Below are 15,655 nucleotides of genomic sequence, written 5' to 3'. Positions count from 1 at the left end.
TTTCTCAAATGATGAGCATCGCATCACCGAAGCTGAAAAAGCGGTATCGTTCTTTGACCGCTACTTCATACGCGTGCAAAATATTTTCGCGCCCGGCGAGCGCACTCACGAGCATGATGAGCGTCGATTTCGGCAGGTGGAAGTTCGTCACCAGACCATCAATCCCTTTGAACTCATAGCCCGGATAGATGAAAATGTCGGTCCAGCCGCTTTCTGCGGCAAATCGGCCGTTATGTCGGCCGGCGATCGTCTCGAGCGTCCGCGTCGACGTCGTGCCGACAGCGATGATGCGGCCGCCCTGCTCCCGGACGCGGTTTAACGTCTCGGCCGTTTCCTCGCTCATTTGATAAAATTCGGCGTGCATATCGTGCTTCTCGACTTCGTCCACTTGCACCGGCCGAAACGTGCCAAGCCCGACATGAAGGGTGATGAAGACGATATGCACCCCTTTTTCACGAATGGCGTCAAGCAGCTCTTCGGTGAAATGCAAACCGGCGGTCGGCGCCGCCGCCGAACCAATTTCACGGGCGTACACCGTCTGATACCGTTCCGGGTCGTCAAGCTTTTCTTTAATGTACGGGGGCAACGGCATCTCTCCAAGTTCGGCCAACACTTCATAAAACAGGCCGTCATACGAAAACTCAAGCACTCGCCCCCCGTGTTCCAGCGTATCGAGGCAGACGGCTTCAAGCTTCCCCTCGCCAAAGGTGAGTTTCGCTCCGGGCTTGACTCGTTTTCCCGGCTTGACGAGCGTCTCCCAACGGTCGCCGTCCAATTGCTTTAACAGCAGCACTTCGACCGTTCCGCCCGTTTCCTCTTTTTCACCGTAAAGCCGCGCCGGCATGACGCGCGTATCGTTTAAAACGAGGCAGTCGCCCGGATTCAAGTACGAAATAATGTTGCGAAACGTTTCATGGCGAATGGCACCCGTTCGTTTATCGAGTACCATGAGCCTTGATGCCGCCCGGTCTGGAAGCGGCGTTTGCGCAATCAACTCTTCCGGCAAACGAAAATCAAACAAATCGACTTTCATGCAGTTCTCCTTCCTTCAGCGAAATCGTCCGAGCACGTAAAAAATCAACGATAACACAACGCTCAGCAAGATGGATGTCACAACGGGAAAATAAAACGTCATATTCCCTTTGCGGATCACAATATCCCCAGGCAAGCGGCCGAGTTTGACAAACTGCATAACAAACCCGACAATAATGAGCACAACGCCGATCGTCATGATCAACTTCGGCAGACTGTTCACCGCTTCGGCACCTCCATCCCGAAATGCGCATACGCCGCCGGCGTCACCACGCGCCCGCGCGGCGTACGCTGCAAGAGACCGATCTGCATCAAGTACGGCTCATATACTTCTTCAATCGTTTGTGCTTCTTCGCCGATGACGGCCGCCAGCGTTTCGAGCCCGACCGGTCCTCCGGCAAATTTTTCCATCATCACTGAAAGCAGCTTATGGTCGATCTGGTCGAGCCCGAGCCGGTCGACTTGCAGCCGCTCGAGCGCCTCGACAGCAAGCGGCAGCGTAATCCTCCCATCTCCGCGCACTTGCGCGAAATCGCGGACGCGCCGCAACAACCGGTTGGCGATGCGCGGCGTGCCGCGCGCCCGACGGGCAAGCTCAAACGCCGCTTCGCGCTCGATGCCGATTTGCAAGATGGCTGCCGCCCGCTCAATGATTTGGGCGAGTTGGTCGATGTGATAGTATTCGAGCCGGCTGATGACGCCAAACCGGTCGCGAAGCGGCGCCGACAGCGCCCCGGCTCTCGTCGTCGCTCCGACGAGCGTAAACGGCGGCAAGTCGAGGCGGAGCGTGCGCGCATCCGGCCCTTTGCCGATCGCGATATCCAAACAATAATCTTCCATCGCTGGATAGAGCACCTCTTCCACCGTCCGCGGCAGCCGGTGGATCTCATCAATAAAAAGCACATCCCCCGGCTCAAGCGAAGTGAGAAGCGCCGCCAAATCTCCCGGCCGCTCGAGCGCCGGTCCAGATGTCGCTCGCAGCTTGACGCCCATTTCATTGGCGATGATCACGGCGAGCGTCGTTTTCCCAAGCCCCGGCGGTCCGTACAGCAGCACATGGTCGAGCGTCTCTTCGCGCAGCTTGGCCGCTTCAATGAACACTTTTAAGTTTTCTTTGATTTTATCTTGCCCGATATATTCATGCAAATATTGCGGGCGCAAGCTTGGCTCAAACGCCGCCTCTTCCCCTAAAGCCGCGCCGGATACAAGCCGTTCCTCCACGGTCATCCCTCCCTAAAGCTGCCCGTTATTTCAACAGCAGCGCCAGCGCCCGCTTCACATACTGTTCCGTCGACATGGCTTCTTCGCGGAGCGCCGGAATGATTTTCTCGATCTCCCGTTCAGCGTAGCCGAGCGCCTTGAGCGCCGCCACCGCCTCGGCGAGCGCACCGGAAGGCGGTGCGGCCGAACGTGCAGCCGCCGGCGCCGCAAGCGACCCGAGCTTCCCTTTTAAATCCAAAATCATTTGCCGGGCCGTCTTTTTGCCCACGCCTGGAAACTTGCATAAAAACGCCTCGTTTTCTTCCTCGATGGCCCGCGCCAGTTCATCCGGACGCCCGGCCGCCAAAATGGCGAGGCCGCCTTTCGGCCCGATGCCCGACACTTGCAGCAGCTTGGCGAACAAATTGCGCTCCTCGCGCGTTGGGAACCCGTACAGGGCGCGCACATCTTCACGCACATATTCGTATGTATAGACGGTCACCGCCGCCTCACGGCTTTCCTGAAACGCAAACGGGTTCGGCGTAAAGATCTCGTAGCCGATGCCGTTATGGTCGATGACGATATATTCCGGGCAAACGTAATCGACATACCCGCGGATGAACTCGATCAACGGATGCTCCTCTCCTTTTTTTCGTCCTTTCATTGTATCATATGATTCCATTATAGCAAAAAGAAATCCCGCGATGCGCTTTGCACCACGGGCCTTTATTTCGGCTTATTGAACGACCGCAAAATGGCGGTACATTTCGATCACTTGTTCATACCGTTCTTTCGAGAGGACGCGAATTCCTTTCTTCAACTTCTCCTGCTGGCGGCTTTCGAGCTTTTGCACATCGATTTGGAAAAACGACTGAATGATTTTGCTCGACCGGCCCGGCTTGCCGTTGAAAATAGACAACGTGCCATCGTCCGTAATTCCGAAGTAGCCGTTTGTTTTTAACAGCGGTGAAATGTCGTTGATTGTTTTGCGAAACACGATCGTCTGGTCATCGAGCGTCACAAGTTGCCAATCGCGATATTTTTTCCATATTTCCGTCATCGAATCGATTGTTTCTATGACTTTCTCTTCGCTCATCTCTCCGTCCAAGTATTGCCGCTCGAGCACAATCGTCATCTTGACCGGCGCGGCGGATGCCGAATGAACCGGCAACGCGATGGCGGCGATCCACAGCATGAGGGAAAGAATTCGCATCGTTTGTTCCTCTCTTCTCGGATGATGGTTCCTTTACGCCACTAGTTTCACCAGCGGACGCCATTTTATTCATGCTCCATCAACTTTTTTGCAAGGCAAGCTGCCGTCGGTCCAAAAAGTGGGGCGGGGATTCGAGCCAACGGCGCTCGATCATCATATTCCATTATGTTCCACGACCTTCGAACGTATGTACAAAAAATCCGCCGGCTTCGCCGACGGACGTCGCTACTCCTCAAGCACCGATTCGTCCAAATTATGGTGCACTTCTTGGACGTCATCATCATCTTCAAGCGTATCGATCAACTTCAGCATTTTTTTCAAATCGTCGCCCTCAAGCGTCGTATACGTTTGCGGAATCATCGTAATTTCCGCGCTGGCAAACGTGAATCCTTGCTGTTCCAGCTCGTCTTTCACCGTTTCAAACGATTCGGGCTGTGTATAAATTTCGAACGATTCGTCCGTTGTTTCCATCTCCTCGGCGCCCGCTTCAATGGCCAAAAGCAGCAATTCATCCTCATCAACGTTGTGCTGTTCGCGATCAATCACGAGCAGCCCTTTGCGCTCGAACAAATAGGAGACGCAGCCCGTTTCCCCTAAATTGCCGCCGTTTTTCGAAAACGCCGCACGCACGTTGGCGGCGGTGCGGTTTTTATTATCCGTCAGGCAAACGACCATGACAGCAACGCCGCCTGGTCCATATCCTTCGTAGCGAATTTCCTCATAGTTGGTATGTTCTTGGGTTCCAGTTGCTTTTTTAATCGCCCGTTCAATGTTTTCGCTCGGCATGTTGGCCGCTTTCGCCTTCTCAATGACAAGGCGCAGGCTCGGATTGGACGCTGGATCGCCTCCGCCGCTTTTGGCGGCCACATAAATTTCCTTCGCCAGTTTCATGAACAGTTTGCCGCGTTTGGCATCTTGAGCATTTTTCCGCCGTTGGATATTTTTCCACTTCGAATGTCCAGCCATCGACAGTTCTCCTCTCATCGCAACGGAATGTTCCGACTATTACTATAGCAAAAAACGCGGAAATTGTCAGCCAAGCTCCAGCGAAGGAGCAGCCATGAAAAAAGGCGCCCCGCTTTTTTTGGGACGCCTTTTTCGTTTGTCACCGAGTGTTTTCCGGCCGTTCTTGAATCGTGCCATCGATAAAAATGGTGCGCAAATCACGGCGGATTTCTTCCATATTGATTGGAGTCCCGCGTCGAAGCGCATTGTCAATCGTGCGGATGCGTTGGTACATGCTCGGATTCGAGGTGACGCGAACCCGCTTGCCGTCCGCGTACGGAGCGACCGCTTGCTCGACACGCTTCTCAAGTTGCTCGGGATGACGGTCGTCTGTGGCAATCGCGATGAGCGCCTGATCGCCATACACAACCGCGCGGGCATCGTCGACTCCGTTCACCGCTGCGGCGCGGCGGGAGAGCTTCTCAGCCAAACCGCCGGCATAGCTTCGGTAGTACGACGGGTGCGGATCGACGTTTAGCGAGTGCAAATGCCCATGGTAGTTGTAATCGCTGTCACCGAAATCGACGTCGGGCGGAAGAGCCGGAACGTCCGTGTCAAACCGGGTCGCTGCTGGTCCTCCGAGGCGGCCGCCGTCCGCCAAATAATCGGTGACTGGACCGCGGCGCGCCCATATATAACGGTTGTCATAATTGAGCGCATTCGTCCCGTATCGGCCATAGCGGAAATCGTCGCCTCGCTCCGTCGAGTAAAAACCGATCGGTCTCGTCGCATCATGATAACGCTGCGCCCCTTCCTCATTCGCACGGTAGTTGGTGCATGAGGCAAGCAAGCCGGCGACCGACAACGCGCCGATCCATCTGACCGCGTATCTCAATGGAAAACCCCCTTGGTTTCCTTCGCCCAAGGCTGGCATGAAGCCAGCCTTACGTTTAGCTTGCGGCAAACGCGGGGGGTTTATCGCTGCCAGTTCAACCCAACGAGGTGACAACTAAAACTTCGGCGGCGCAATCGCCAACTGCCGTTTATGATGCGAACGTTCATGAAGCCGTTCAATAATGTTTCGATCGCGTTCTGGAATATCTTCCCCTTTTAAATATTTATCGATCATTTCATACGTCGTGCCCATTTCGCTTTCATCCGTCTGCCCTTCCCACAGTCCGGCGCTTGGAGCTTTCTTGATAATTTCTTCCGGGACGCCGAGCAGACGGCCCATTTCACGCACTTCGCCTTTTGTAAAGTGAATGAGCGGCACTAAATCGACTCCGCCGTCACCGTATTTCGTAAAGTAGCCCGTATGCCATTCGGCGGCGTTGTCCGTACCGACGACGAGATAGCCGTAATTGTTGGCGACCGCATACAACGTCGTCATGCGCAAACGCGCCCTTGTATTCGCATCGCCGAGGCGCGCGCGCTCTTCCTTCCACTCCCCGATGGCTTTCAGCTCGGCCTCGACCGCGCCAAACAGCGTCCGGTGCGCCTCGGTCAAATCGATGACCAAATGCCGGATGCCGCAGCTTTTCACCACTTTCAGCGCATCTTCCATATCTTTCGGATTGCTTTTGCACGGCATGATCAGCCCCAGCGAATCGTCCGGAAAGGCGCGCTTAATCAAATGGGCGACAACCGCCGAGTCGATGCCGCCGCTGATGCCGACGACCGCCCCGTTTAAACCGGCTGATGAGACTTGGTCACGCAACCATTGCACGAGTTTGTCAATTTTTTCTTGCATCCGTCCTCGACTCCTTTTCCAAAGATTCCATTCTTCATTGTAGCATAGCATAAAGACGGCGGACAAACCGTTCTCTCCGCTTGCGGTCAAACACAAGGGGGCGGCGGCGCGCTACGGCTGACCGCCATTCGCGAAGCACATCAGCCGGAAATAAGAGCGCATGCAAAAACCAGCGTTTTTCCAGCCAACAGCGAAGCGAAGCGAAACGGGCGAGTGTTGAATATGACCAACCGATATACGGCAGGAGGCGATTGGCGTACTGGCAATAGTCAAGCCCGGGCGAGGCAAGAGCGGCCGCGTCATAGTCGATAAGGTACATCTGGCCGGTTGTGGTGCGCAAAAAATTATGGGAGGCGACATCACCATGAATGATGGCAGCAGAATCCGCCGTCAACTCTGGAGCATGCTCGCGACACGTGGATAAACAGTAATCCGCCCAGCTCAGCGTAAATAAAATGTCTTCTTTGTCCATGATCGTTTCAACAACAGGCAAATGTCGGCAAAACTCCTCATAGCGGCGCCGCCATTTGTCATACAGCTGCGCACGCGGCAGCCCCATCGCCTCCTGCTCGCTGCTGGCAATGTTTGCCGTTGCTGTATGGTAACGTTCGAGCAAACGAAGTCCGCTGTCGGCGTCAGCCCAAGCGGCAAACGAGATTGGACGCGCTCCGGCCACATATTCCGTCAGCAGCCAATAGCATCCGCCGGCTTCAATCACTCCGCCGCGCCCAATCGGCATAGGAGCCGGCGCGGCAAAAAAACCGGCCTTCCTTAATGCAGCAAGAAGCCAGGCGTGCCGTGCGGCCGCAACAGGAAAGCGATACGCCTTGGCGACAAACATTCCTTGCCGGGCGGCAATGGCTAAGACATGCGGTTTCAATGCCACAACTTGTTGAATAACAAGCCGATATTGGCGGTCAAGAAGAAAAAAGAGACGGCCGGCGGCGTCTCTTTTCACTTGGTTATTGTTCCTCGCCATGCCCGCTCTCCTCATCCGGCGGTTCGCTAAACAAACGGGGGCCGGCAACCGGCGGGGCGGATGATGGCAGGTAGGATGGCGGCGCGTATCCCGCTGGACTTGTCGGATAAACGACGCCGGGCCACGGAAGCGGCGGTGCATATCCGTATGGAGCCGGCATGGCGTGCCCTCCGTAGTACGGGGTCGGCGCATAGGCCGGCGCATACCCAAAAGGCGGATAACCGACAGGCGAAGGGTGCGCCGCAGGCGGCGCATAAACTGGCGTTGCAGCGCCGGGCGTTGGGAAAACGCCCCCCGCCGACGGGACAAACGGGACGGCAGCCCCAGGCCCAGAAAACGGCGGTTCTAATGATTCGCTGCTGCTTTCGTTAATGCCGGAAAACGGCGCTGGATCGTTTTCCGGACTTTCGCCGCTTTTCTCAACGGCCGGCGGCGCAGACGATGGCGGATAGGACGGCGTTATGACGGGAAGCGGCGGCGCGTAAAATCCGCTCCCCGGCCAAACCGGCGGCACTGGAGCACATCCTTGCTCAATTCCAAATGTTGGGGCCGTCGGCGGGGCGACGGGAATATATGGAATGTTCGGCAACGGCGGCGCGTCTTCGCTCTCAGCCGCCGATTCCCCTTTCCATTCAGCTGGGCTCTCATTGTCCTCCTCTTTCATCATGTTGGGCAAAATATTGCTCGGCTTCGGCGGAATGGGCGGCACATTGGCCAGCGATTGAGCGAACGAAAGCTGAGGAGGCGGGGCCACCGGCGGAATCGTATGCACAAGCGGCGGCACAGAGGCGCCTTTCGCTTTTGCCCCTTCTTTTGCCTCCGCTTTCGGCGTTTTTGGCGCTTCTTGTGCCGCTGCTTTTGGCGCTTTTTTCTCAACAGCCTTTGACGTTTCGTTCATCGCTGCTTTCGGCGCCTCACCCGCTGGTGCCTTTGGCGCTTCATTGATGGGCGCATTCGGCGTTTCATTCACTGATACATTTGGCGTTTCGTTCACCGGCACGTTCGGCGCTTCATTCACTGGCACATTCTCCGCCTTCTTCTCCGGCGCTTTCAGTGTTTCCTTTACTACTGCTTTCGGCGCCTCACCCGCCGGTTCGTTTACCGCTGCCTCGCCTTCCGGAGCATTGTCAAGCTCGGCATCAATGTGGAATGAGACGAACGGTTTCGCCTCCGCGTACGGGTGCTCTTTTACGTGCATTTTTTTGGGTGACACAGGCGCCTTCGTCTCTTTTTTGACCGGCACCCCTGCTGTCGGCACTTTGATTTTCATTCCAGGCATAATCATATTCGGGTCGCTCAAATGCCCATTTATTTTTTTCAATTGTTCAAAATCCACTCCATATTTTTGGGCGATTTTCCAAAGGGTGTCGCCCTTTTGGACAATATGGATTTTCACTCCGTTCCCCTCCTAAACCGAGACTGTTTACGCTCGATCAAACCGATGCTTGTTTCCCGTTATCGTCTTTCAACACAATGTATGACGATGATCGTTGATTTATGATAAAAAAATCCCTGACCAAACGAGGATCCCTCCTCGTCAAGCCAGGGAAAAAGCTAGGCAAGCGAAAGCATGCGGTCGAGCGCCTCTTTTGCCTCTGCGGCGATGTCTTTCGGAACGGTGATGCGGTTGACAACCACCCCTTGTTCCAACGATTCGAGCGCCCAGACGAAATGCGGCAAATCAATTCGATTCATCGTTAAACACGGGCACATATATGGATTGAGAGAAACAATTTCTTTGTCTGGATGTTCATTCTTCAGCCGGTTCACCAAATTCATTTCCGTTCCAATCGCCCACTGGGTGCCGGGTGGAGCATTGCGGATCGTTTCAATAATGTATTTTGTCGAACCGGCGTAGTCTGCTTGCTGGACGACCTCCCAGCTGCATTCCGGATGGACGATGACATGGATTCCCGGCTTCATCCGTCGAATATGCTCGATTTGCCGCACGGTGAAGTTTTCATGCACGGAGCAATGTCCTTTCCAAAGAATGACTTTCGCCTTGTCGAGATCGTCCGCCCCTTGGAGCGTCTCCTCATGCGGATCCCACACCGCCATCTCGTCAAGACGGATGCCGAGCGCATAGGCCGTATTTCTCCCTAAATGCTGATCCGGCAAAAAGAAAATTCGTTCATTCCGTGAAAACGCCCAAGCCATCATCTTTTTCGCGTTCGACGAGGTGACGGTCGCTCCGCCATGGCGGCCGACAAACGCTTTAATCGCCGCGGTCGAATTGACGTACACAAGCGGCACGATCGTCTCGCCAAACCGCTCAATCAGCGCCGCCCATGCCCGTTCGACTTGGAAAATATCAGCCATATCAGCCATCGAACAACCGGCGCGCAAATCCGGCAAAATGACTGCTTGATTGTCGCTCGTTAAAATATCGGCGGTTTCCGCCATAAAACGGACGCCGCAAAACACAATATATTCCGCATCGCTGTTTTTCGCCGCGAGTTGGGCAAGCTGAAGCGAATCGCCGGTCGCATCGGCGAACTGAATGACCTCATCCTTTTGGTAGTGATGGCCCGGGATGAAAAGGCGCCTGCCGAACCGTTCTTTCACCGCGCGGGCGCGTGTTTCGAGCTCGCTTCGTTCCATCGTTTTATACCGTTCCGGCATCTCATCCAGCCGTTTCAACTGTTCAAGGACGTTCACAGTTCTCTCCTCCATTATCGCAAATTGAAACTCATATCGAGCGCCGGGGCGGAATGGGTTAAACATCCGAGCGAAATGTAGTCGACTCCGGTCGCGCCGTACGCCGCCACATTGGCGAGCGTAATTCCCCCCGACGCTTCCGTGATGATCGGCTTTGGCACAAGCCGGACGAACGCCCGCACCTCATCCGGCGTCCGGTTGTCAAACATAATGACATCCGCCCCGGCTTCGACCGCCTCGAGAACTTCGTCTTCCGTTTCGGTCTCTACTTCGATTTTCACCATATGCCCAAGCCGCTCCCGAACCGTTTTGACGGCGCGGGCGATCGATCCGCAAAAGGCGATATGGTTGTCTTTAATCATGACACCGTCGTACAAGCCAAAGCGGTGATTGTAGCCGCCGCCGCATGTGACGGCATATTTTTCAAGCATGCGCAGCCCCGGCGTCGTTTTCCGCGTGTCGCAAATGCGTGTGGAGCTATTGCCAAGCAAGTCAACGGCCTGTCGCGTCAAGGTGGCAATGCCGCTTAACCGCTGCAGCAAGTTTAAAATGACGCGCTCACCGGACAACAGCGGCCCGACCGGTCCGGATGCGACGGCGATCGTTTCGCCGGCTTGGACCCGTTCGCCGTCCTGTTTCATGATGGTGACTTCGACGCGCGGATCCAGCAGATGATAGCCCGCCGCAATAATGCCGACACCGGCTACCACCCCGTCCGCTTTGGCCATAAACATGCCTGATGCCCGTTCATGAGCCGGAAACATCGTCTCGCTCGTCACATCGCCGTCGCCAATATCTTCAAGAAAAAACTGTCGCAACAGTTGTTCGAGCTTCAACCGGTTCATCTTTCATCCCCCCGTTTTCTTTGCCGCTTTACCTCCCAGCCCCAAGGCGGGCCCACTCTTCTTTCGTCCGCACGAGGCGCCGCCCCCGCCACTTTGGGCGTTCACACGGAAAATCACTCCGGTAATGGCCGCCGCGGCTTTCCGTGCGCCCAAGCGCTGATGAAGCGACAAGCCAGCCCACTAGCAGCATATATCCTGTTTCAATCTCCTCTGCCGACAATCGTTCTAGGTCGCCATCCAGCCAATCCGACAACGAAAACTGTTCCAACCAGTCGACCACTTTTCGAAGACGATCACCGTCGCGGACGATGCCGACAAATGTTGACAGCTGTTCGCAGAGCAACGTCCGCTCGGGCAGCCGTGGTACAATCAAACGACGCGGGCTGGATGAATCCGCTTGGTGCGCCGTTTCCGGCCACGCCGCCTGACGGCGGATGGCGCAGGCCGCACGGAATCCAAAGACAATCGCTTCAAGCAATGAGTTGCTCGCAAGCCGGTTGGCGCCGTGCACACCGGTGCACGCCGCTTCCCCGACGGCGTACAAGCCCGGCACCGTCGTCTGCCCCCACTCGTTGACGACAACGCCGCCCATTAAAAAATGGGCGCCCGGCGCGACAGGAAGGCGGCCGGCTTCAAGGTCAACGCCATAGGCCTCACATAGCGCAGCGATCGTCGGAAAGCGGCGGCGAAAATGAGAAACGCGGGAAATATTCAAATACACGCGGCCGCCGCGATCGAGTTCCGCCGCGATCGCTCGGGCGACGATGTCGCGCGGGGCGAGATCGCGAAGCGGATGGACGCCGTCCATCAGCGGTCTTCCGTCTTCCGCCTCAAGCACCGCCCCTTCGCCGCGCACCGCTTCCGAGACGAGCCCGACCGCTTTTCCGCCGGCAATGAGCATCGTCGGATGAAATTGGATAAACTCCATATCCGCCACCGCCGCACCGGCGCGGTACGCCATGGCAATGCCGTCGCCAGTCGCCGTCGGCGCATTGGAAGTGAACGTATACAATCCGGCGCATCCACCGGTCGCCAACACGACGGCCGACGCCGGCCAAATGGACACCGAACCGTCTTCCCGCTTCGTTTTCACCCCGACGCAACGCCCCTCTTCCACAAGCAAATCGATCACTTGCTCTCCTTCCTCCATCCATACGCGTCCCTCGAGCCGCTCAAGCAAAAACGTAACGAGTGCTTTGCCCGTTTGATCGCCGCCCGCGTGCAAAACCCGGCGGTGGCTATGCCCGCCTTCAAGGCCGAAACAAAACCGACCGCGTTCGTCCCGATCAAACGCCATGCCGGCGTTGATCCATTCTTGCAGCCGCCTTGGTCCTTCGCGGACGAGCCGCTCGACCATTCGCTCATCGTTATGAAAGCAGCCGGCGACCATCGTATCGCGAAAATGAGCGCGCCAATCGTCGCTCTCTGCCAGCGCCGCGGCCACCCCTCCTTGCGCCCGCCATGAATTGCTGTCGGTGCGGCGTTTTTTCGTGAATATCATCACATGGTCGAGCTCAGATAAATGATACGCGACCGTTAACGCAGCCAGCCCGCTTCCGACGATAATCACGCCACCTTCCTTCACTCTCGGACGCCCCCTTTCTTTTCACCTGTCTTGACATCTATATTTACACATATTTAAACTAATGGCAAGAGGTTTGGCGAAAAAATGATGCAAAGGCGGGGGAATATGATTTATTTGGATTACGCGGCCACGACGCCAATGTGCCAAGAGGCGATCGCCGCTTACGCTGAAGCGGCGTCCGTATACTTTGGCAACGAAAGCAGCTTGCATGACATCGGAACGAAAGCGAAACAACTGCTTGCCTTATGCCGGCGCGAGCTCGCCGCCATGATTAACGGAGAAGCGGAAGGGATTTATTTCACAAGCGGCGGAACAGAAGCGAACGTGCTCGCAATCCGTTCGTTAGCTGCCGCCTACCGGCATAAGGGAAACCACCTGATCACGACCGAAATCGAGCATGCCTCGCTCCATCACCTGTTCAAACAGCTGGAAACAGAAGGATATACGGTCACGTATTTGCCCGTCGACCGATTCGGACGCATTCGACTTGCCGATTTGGAGCGGGCGATCACGCCGAAGACGATCCTTGCTTCCATCCAGCACGCCAACTCGGAAATCGGCACGATTCAGCCGCTTGCCGACATCGGCCGCCTCCTGCGGGCACACGGCGTCCTTTTTCATAGCGACTGCGTGCAAACTTTTGCTAAAATACAGCTAGATGTTCAAGAGATAGGACTGGACAGCCTATCCGTTTCCGCCCATAAAGTGTACGGTCCCAAAGGGGTCGGCGCTGTGTACATCAACCCGCGCCGGCATTGGAAGCCGGTATTCCCAGGAGCGACGCACGAATCAGGCTTTCGGCCGGGAACGGTCAACGTACCGGGTATTGCCGCCTTCATTACGGCCGCGCAGCAACTCCATCGACGAATGGCGGACGAACAGTCGCGTTTGGAACGACTGCGAAATCGGCTGCTTCACGCCATCGCCGCCAAACAGCTGCCGGTGACGGTGGAAGGCCATCCCGATTTCCGTCTTGCCCATATTATCGGTTTGTCCGTCGCTGGGTACGAAGGGCAGCTTGTGATGCTTGAATGCAACCGCGCCGGCATCGCCATTTCCACCGGCAGCGCCTGCCAAGTCGGGCTGCAGGCGCCGTCGCGGACGATGCTCGCCGTCGGGAAAACGCCTGAAGAAGCGAAGCAATTCATCCGCGTCTCATTGGGCGCGGCCACGACCGAAGCGGAGATCGACCAGTTCGTTTCCACATTGGAGCGACTTACATCGTCATGAAAGGAGGAATGGCGGGTGAAAGAGGAAAAGAAAATTTTAGGGGAAAAGCGGCGCCAGCTCATTTTGCAATGGTTGAAAGAAAGCGAAGCGCCGCTCACGGGGGCTGAGCTGGCAGCGAAAACGAACGTCAGCCGCCAAGTGATCGTCCAAGACATTTCACTGTTAAAGGCGCGCAACGAACCAATCATCGCCACAAGCCAAGGCTATTTGTATTTAAAGCCGGCTGAACCGGCCAAAACGTACACGAGGACGGTCGCCTGCTTCCATACGCCAGAACAGACGAAAGAAGAGTTGTATTTGCTCGTGGATTGTGGCGTGACGGTCAAGGACGTCAAAATCGAGCATCCGGTCTACGGCGATTTAACCGCCTCGATCATGGTGAGCAACCGTCTGGAAGTCGACCAATTCATCGCCAAAATCGAGGCGACAAAATCGTCGTATTTGTTGCAGCTGACAGACGGAACCCATTTGCATACGTTGGAAGCCGATTCACCAGTGAAGCTTGACGCCGCCTGCCGCGCCTTGAAACAAGCCGGCTTCCTCATCGAAGCGTAAACTGGATCTGGCCGAACATCAGTTCATTCCCTGCGGAATACTGCACGGCAGGCCATCTATTATAGATACCATTTGAAGCTTTCACATTTGCAGCTTTTACCAAGCATTGGATCAACCGAACAACGCCGCTTCCAGACCCATGTAAGGGGCAAAGCGGACAGTTGTTCGGTCTTCCGTCACGCCAAGGCGTGACGGAGGCAAGCCACGGGCTTGCCTCCGTCAGTCGAAAAATGGACAAGCCGCTTTTCCGTCAAGGATATGGTAAACGTTTTCGTTGCATCTATATAAAAAGGAACAGGGGGACGGCAGCAGACCGCCCGCGTGTTTTTGTCTGCGTCAAGCAAAATAATATGGATAGCTGCCCAACAGCTGCACTGTGCAGCCGAGCGCCTCAATTTCCGCGATCGCCCCCGGGATGAGGACGTCATCCATCGGCGCGTCGATGTCAATAATAAAGAAATAGTTTCCAAGGCCCGTTTTCGCTGGGCGCGATTCGATTTTCGTCAAATTGAGCCGCCGCCAGGCAAACGCTGATAACACTTGATGGAGTGCGCCCGGACGGTCTTGCGGCAGCATGACGACCACGGTCGTCTTGTCGCCGGCATAAAGAGGCGAAGCAGGCGAAAGCGGCTCTTTGCGCCGGCTGACGACAATAAAGCGCGTATGGTTGTAATCGTAATCGTGGACGTGTTCCTGCACGATCACTAGCCCGTATTTTTCCGCCGCCAGCCGGTTGGCGATCGCCGCCGCCGGCAAGTGCGGATGCTCGCTGACAAATTTCGCGGCGGCGCTCGTTGACGTCATCGGCACTTGCTTCGCGCCTTTCAGCACCGTATGCAAAAACTTCCGGCATTGGGCGATGGCGTGCGAGTGGGAATACACTTCTTTCACTTCGCGCCAATGCGGGGTGAAATATGGGTGCACCATCAAATGCTGCTCGATCGGCACAACGATTTCGCCGATGATCGGCAACGGCTGTTCATGAATTAAATAGTCGAGTGTCAAACTGACCGATCCTTCCAAGGCGTTTTCGAGCGGCACCACAGCCGCTTCAATCTCTCCGGCCGCCGCGGCGTCAATGCAATCGGGAATCGTGTCATACGGCTCCCGCGGCTGCGACGGAAAAAGAAGAGCAGCCGCCGCTTCGGTGAACGTCGCCTTCGGTCCTAAATAACCGATTTTCATCTCGTTTGCCTCTCCCTTGCTTTAATACACTCCCGAACCGACAATTTCCACTTTTTCGACAAATTCGAGCTGTTTGAGCTTAGCGAGGAGCTCATCAATCTCCTCGTTCATATCGTTTGTGCTGACCGACAGCGTCACGTTCGCCCTCCCTTGAAGCGGAATCGTTTGATGGATGGTCAGCACGTTGCAACCGGCCGCCGCCACAACGCCAAGCAGCTTTGACAACGTTCCGGAGCGGTCTTCTAAATGGAAAAAGAGCGTGACGATGTTTTCTTTCGTCACCGCTTGGAACGGAAAAATGGCATCACGGTATTTATAAAAAACGCCGCGGCTGATGTTGGCGAGCTGCGCCGCCTCGGCGACCGAGGCGGCTTTTTTCCGCTCAAGCAGCTGTTTAGCGAGCACGACTTTCTTCATTGCTTCCGGCAGGACGTCTTCGCGCACCAAATAAAATTTTTTCTCCACGGCACCTTCCCCC

17 protein-coding genes are annotated in these 15,655 nt (G+C 55.8%); 2 read left to right on the top strand and 15 right to left on the bottom strand.

From position 1 onward, the window contains the following. Positions 1–4: 4 nt before the first annotated feature. The 13 genes from queA to nadB form a co-directional block, all read right to left on the bottom strand. A complete protein-coding gene (queA, locus tag BJQ97_RS04765; protein WP_160155711.1) occupies positions 5–1,033 on the bottom strand; it encodes a tRNA preQ1(34) S-adenosylmethionine ribosyltransferase-isomerase QueA in 1,029 nt (342 codons plus the stop codon). A gap of 15 nt (positions 1,034–1,048) precedes the next feature. Further along, on the bottom strand, positions 1,049–1,255 hold the full coding sequence (locus BJQ97_RS04760) for a DUF2905 domain-containing protein (RefSeq protein WP_013524224.1): 207 nt from the start codon (positions 1,253–1,255) through the stop codon (positions 1,049–1,051). Continuing rightward, positions 1,252–2,253, bottom strand: a complete 1,002-nt coding sequence (gene ruvB / locus BJQ97_RS04755) for a Holliday junction branch migration DNA helicase RuvB (protein ID WP_160155710.1) — start codon at positions 2,251–2,253, stop codon at positions 1,252–1,254. The genes BJQ97_RS04760 and ruvB overlap by 4 nt, the downstream gene beginning before the upstream one ends. Positions 2,254–2,278: 25 nt before the next feature. Then, positions 2,279–2,863 (bottom strand): Holliday junction branch migration protein RuvA, encoded by a 585-nt coding sequence (gene ruvA / locus BJQ97_RS04750; protein WP_160155709.1) that lies wholly within the window; start codon positions 2,861–2,863, stop codon positions 2,279–2,281. Positions 2,864–2,968: 105 nt separating this feature from the next. Next, positions 2,969–3,445, bottom strand: coding sequence for an intercompartmental signaling factor BofC (locus BJQ97_RS04745; protein WP_160155708.1), 477 nt, complete (start codon positions 3,443–3,445; stop codon positions 2,969–2,971). A gap of 225 nt (positions 3,446–3,670) precedes the next feature. Beyond that, positions 3,671–4,411: a YebC/PmpR family DNA-binding transcriptional regulator gene (locus tag BJQ97_RS04740; protein WP_160155707.1), complete on the bottom strand. Its 741-nt coding sequence runs from the start codon at positions 4,409–4,411 to the stop codon at positions 3,671–3,673. A 139-nt stretch (positions 4,412–4,550) separates the two neighbouring features. Continuing rightward, on the bottom strand, positions 4,551–5,285 hold the full coding sequence (locus BJQ97_RS04735; RefSeq protein WP_160155706.1) for a YhcN/YlaJ family sporulation lipoprotein: 735 nt from the start codon (positions 5,283–5,285) through the stop codon (positions 4,551–4,553). A gap of 114 nt (positions 5,286–5,399) precedes the next feature. Next, positions 5,400–6,140, bottom strand: coding sequence for an NAD(+) synthase (gene nadE / locus BJQ97_RS04730; protein ID WP_044730715.1), 741 nt, complete (start codon positions 6,138–6,140; stop codon positions 5,400–5,402). A 34-nt stretch (positions 6,141–6,174) separates the two neighbouring features. After that, on the bottom strand, positions 6,175–7,119 hold the full coding sequence (locus BJQ97_RS04725) for a phosphotransferase (RefSeq protein WP_160155705.1): 945 nt from the start codon (positions 7,117–7,119) through the stop codon (positions 6,175–6,177). Continuing rightward, the gene (gene safA, locus BJQ97_RS04720) at positions 7,103–8,515 is read right to left on the bottom strand and encodes a SafA/ExsA family spore coat assembly protein (protein WP_160155704.1); all 1,413 of its coding nucleotides are present in this window, start codon (positions 8,513–8,515) and stop codon (positions 7,103–7,105) included. The genes BJQ97_RS04725 and safA overlap by 17 nt, the downstream gene beginning before the upstream one ends. A 158-nt stretch (positions 8,516–8,673) precedes the next feature. Next, a complete protein-coding gene (gene nadA / locus BJQ97_RS04715; protein ID WP_160155703.1) occupies positions 8,674–9,777 on the bottom strand; it encodes a quinolinate synthase NadA in 1,104 nt (367 codons plus the stop codon). 14 nt (positions 9,778–9,791) lie between these two features. After that, on the bottom strand, positions 9,792–10,622 hold the full coding sequence (gene nadC / locus BJQ97_RS04710; RefSeq protein WP_160155702.1) for a carboxylating nicotinate-nucleotide diphosphorylase: 831 nt from the start codon (positions 10,620–10,622) through the stop codon (positions 9,792–9,794). A 28-nt stretch (positions 10,623–10,650) separates the two neighbouring features. Beyond that, complete coding sequence (nadB, locus tag BJQ97_RS04705; protein ID WP_160155701.1) at positions 10,651–12,207, bottom strand: L-aspartate oxidase; 1,557 nt, start codon at positions 12,205–12,207, stop codon at positions 10,651–10,653. Between the two features lie 105 nt (positions 12,208–12,312). On the opposite strand from nadB, the gene BJQ97_RS04700 reads away from it, so the two are divergent. Both BJQ97_RS04700 and BJQ97_RS04695 read left to right on the top strand, forming a co-directional pair. Further along, positions 12,313–13,437 carry an IscS subfamily cysteine desulfurase gene (locus tag BJQ97_RS04700; RefSeq protein WP_160155700.1) on the top strand — a complete coding sequence of 375 codons (1,125 nt, stop codon included), beginning with the start codon at positions 12,313–12,315 and terminating at the stop codon, positions 13,435–13,437. A gap of 15 nt (positions 13,438–13,452) precedes the next feature. Then, positions 13,453–13,992: a transcription repressor NadR gene (locus BJQ97_RS04695; RefSeq protein WP_160155699.1), complete on the top strand. Its 540-nt coding sequence runs from the start codon at positions 13,453–13,455 to the stop codon at positions 13,990–13,992. 336 nt (positions 13,993–14,328) lie between these two features. Here BJQ97_RS04695 and pheA read toward each other — a convergent pair whose 3' ends face one another. Together pheA and BJQ97_RS04685 are read right to left on the bottom strand one after the other, a co-directional pair. Next, a complete protein-coding gene (pheA, locus tag BJQ97_RS04690) occupies positions 14,329–15,177 on the bottom strand; it encodes a prephenate dehydratase (RefSeq protein WP_160155698.1) in 849 nt (282 codons plus the stop codon). 21 nt (positions 15,178–15,198) lie between these two features. Then, positions 15,199–15,642 (bottom strand): ACT domain-containing protein, encoded by a 444-nt coding sequence (locus tag BJQ97_RS04685; RefSeq protein ID WP_044730707.1) that lies wholly within the window; start codon positions 15,640–15,642, stop codon positions 15,199–15,201. Positions 15,643–15,655: the final 13 nt, after the last annotated feature.

The sequence above is a fragment of the Geobacillus sp. TFV-3 genome, assembly GCF_009901865.1.
Taxonomy (GTDB): Bacteria; Bacillota; Bacilli; order Bacillales; family Anoxybacillaceae; genus Geobacillus; species Geobacillus thermoleovorans_A.
This window is presented reverse-complemented; position numbering and strand designations above follow the sequence as displayed.

Bases quoted from the DNA above. Each gene is read 5' to 3' on its own strand.
- nadE (WP_044730715.1), bottom strand. From the start codon at position 6,140: ATGCAAGAAAAAATTGACAAACTCGTGCAATGGTTGCGTGACCAAGTC.
- queA (WP_160155711.1), bottom strand. From the start codon at position 1,033: ATGAAAGTCGATTTGTTTGATTTTCGTTTGCCGGAAGAGTTGATTGCG.
- BJQ97_RS04700 (WP_160155700.1), top strand. From the start codon at position 12,313: ATGATTTATTTGGATTACGCGGCCACGACGCCAATGTGCCAAGAGGCG.
- nadC (WP_160155702.1), bottom strand. From the start codon at position 10,622: ATGAACCGGTTGAAGCTCGAACAACTGTTGCGACAGTTTTTTCTTGAA.
- BJQ97_RS04740 (WP_160155707.1), bottom strand. From the start codon at position 4,411: ATGGCTGGACATTCGAAGTGGAAAAATATCCAACGGCGGAAAAATGCT.
- BJQ97_RS04725 (WP_160155705.1), bottom strand. From the start codon at position 7,119: ATGGCGAGGAACAATAACCAAGTGAAAAGAGACGCCGCCGGCCGTCTC.
- pheA (WP_160155698.1), bottom strand. From the start codon at position 15,177: ATGAAAATCGGTTATTTAGGACCGAAGGCGACGTTCACCGAAGCGGCG.
- BJQ97_RS04745 (WP_160155708.1), bottom strand. From the start codon at position 3,445: ATGCGAATTCTTTCCCTCATGCTGTGGATCGCCGCCATCGCGTTGCCG.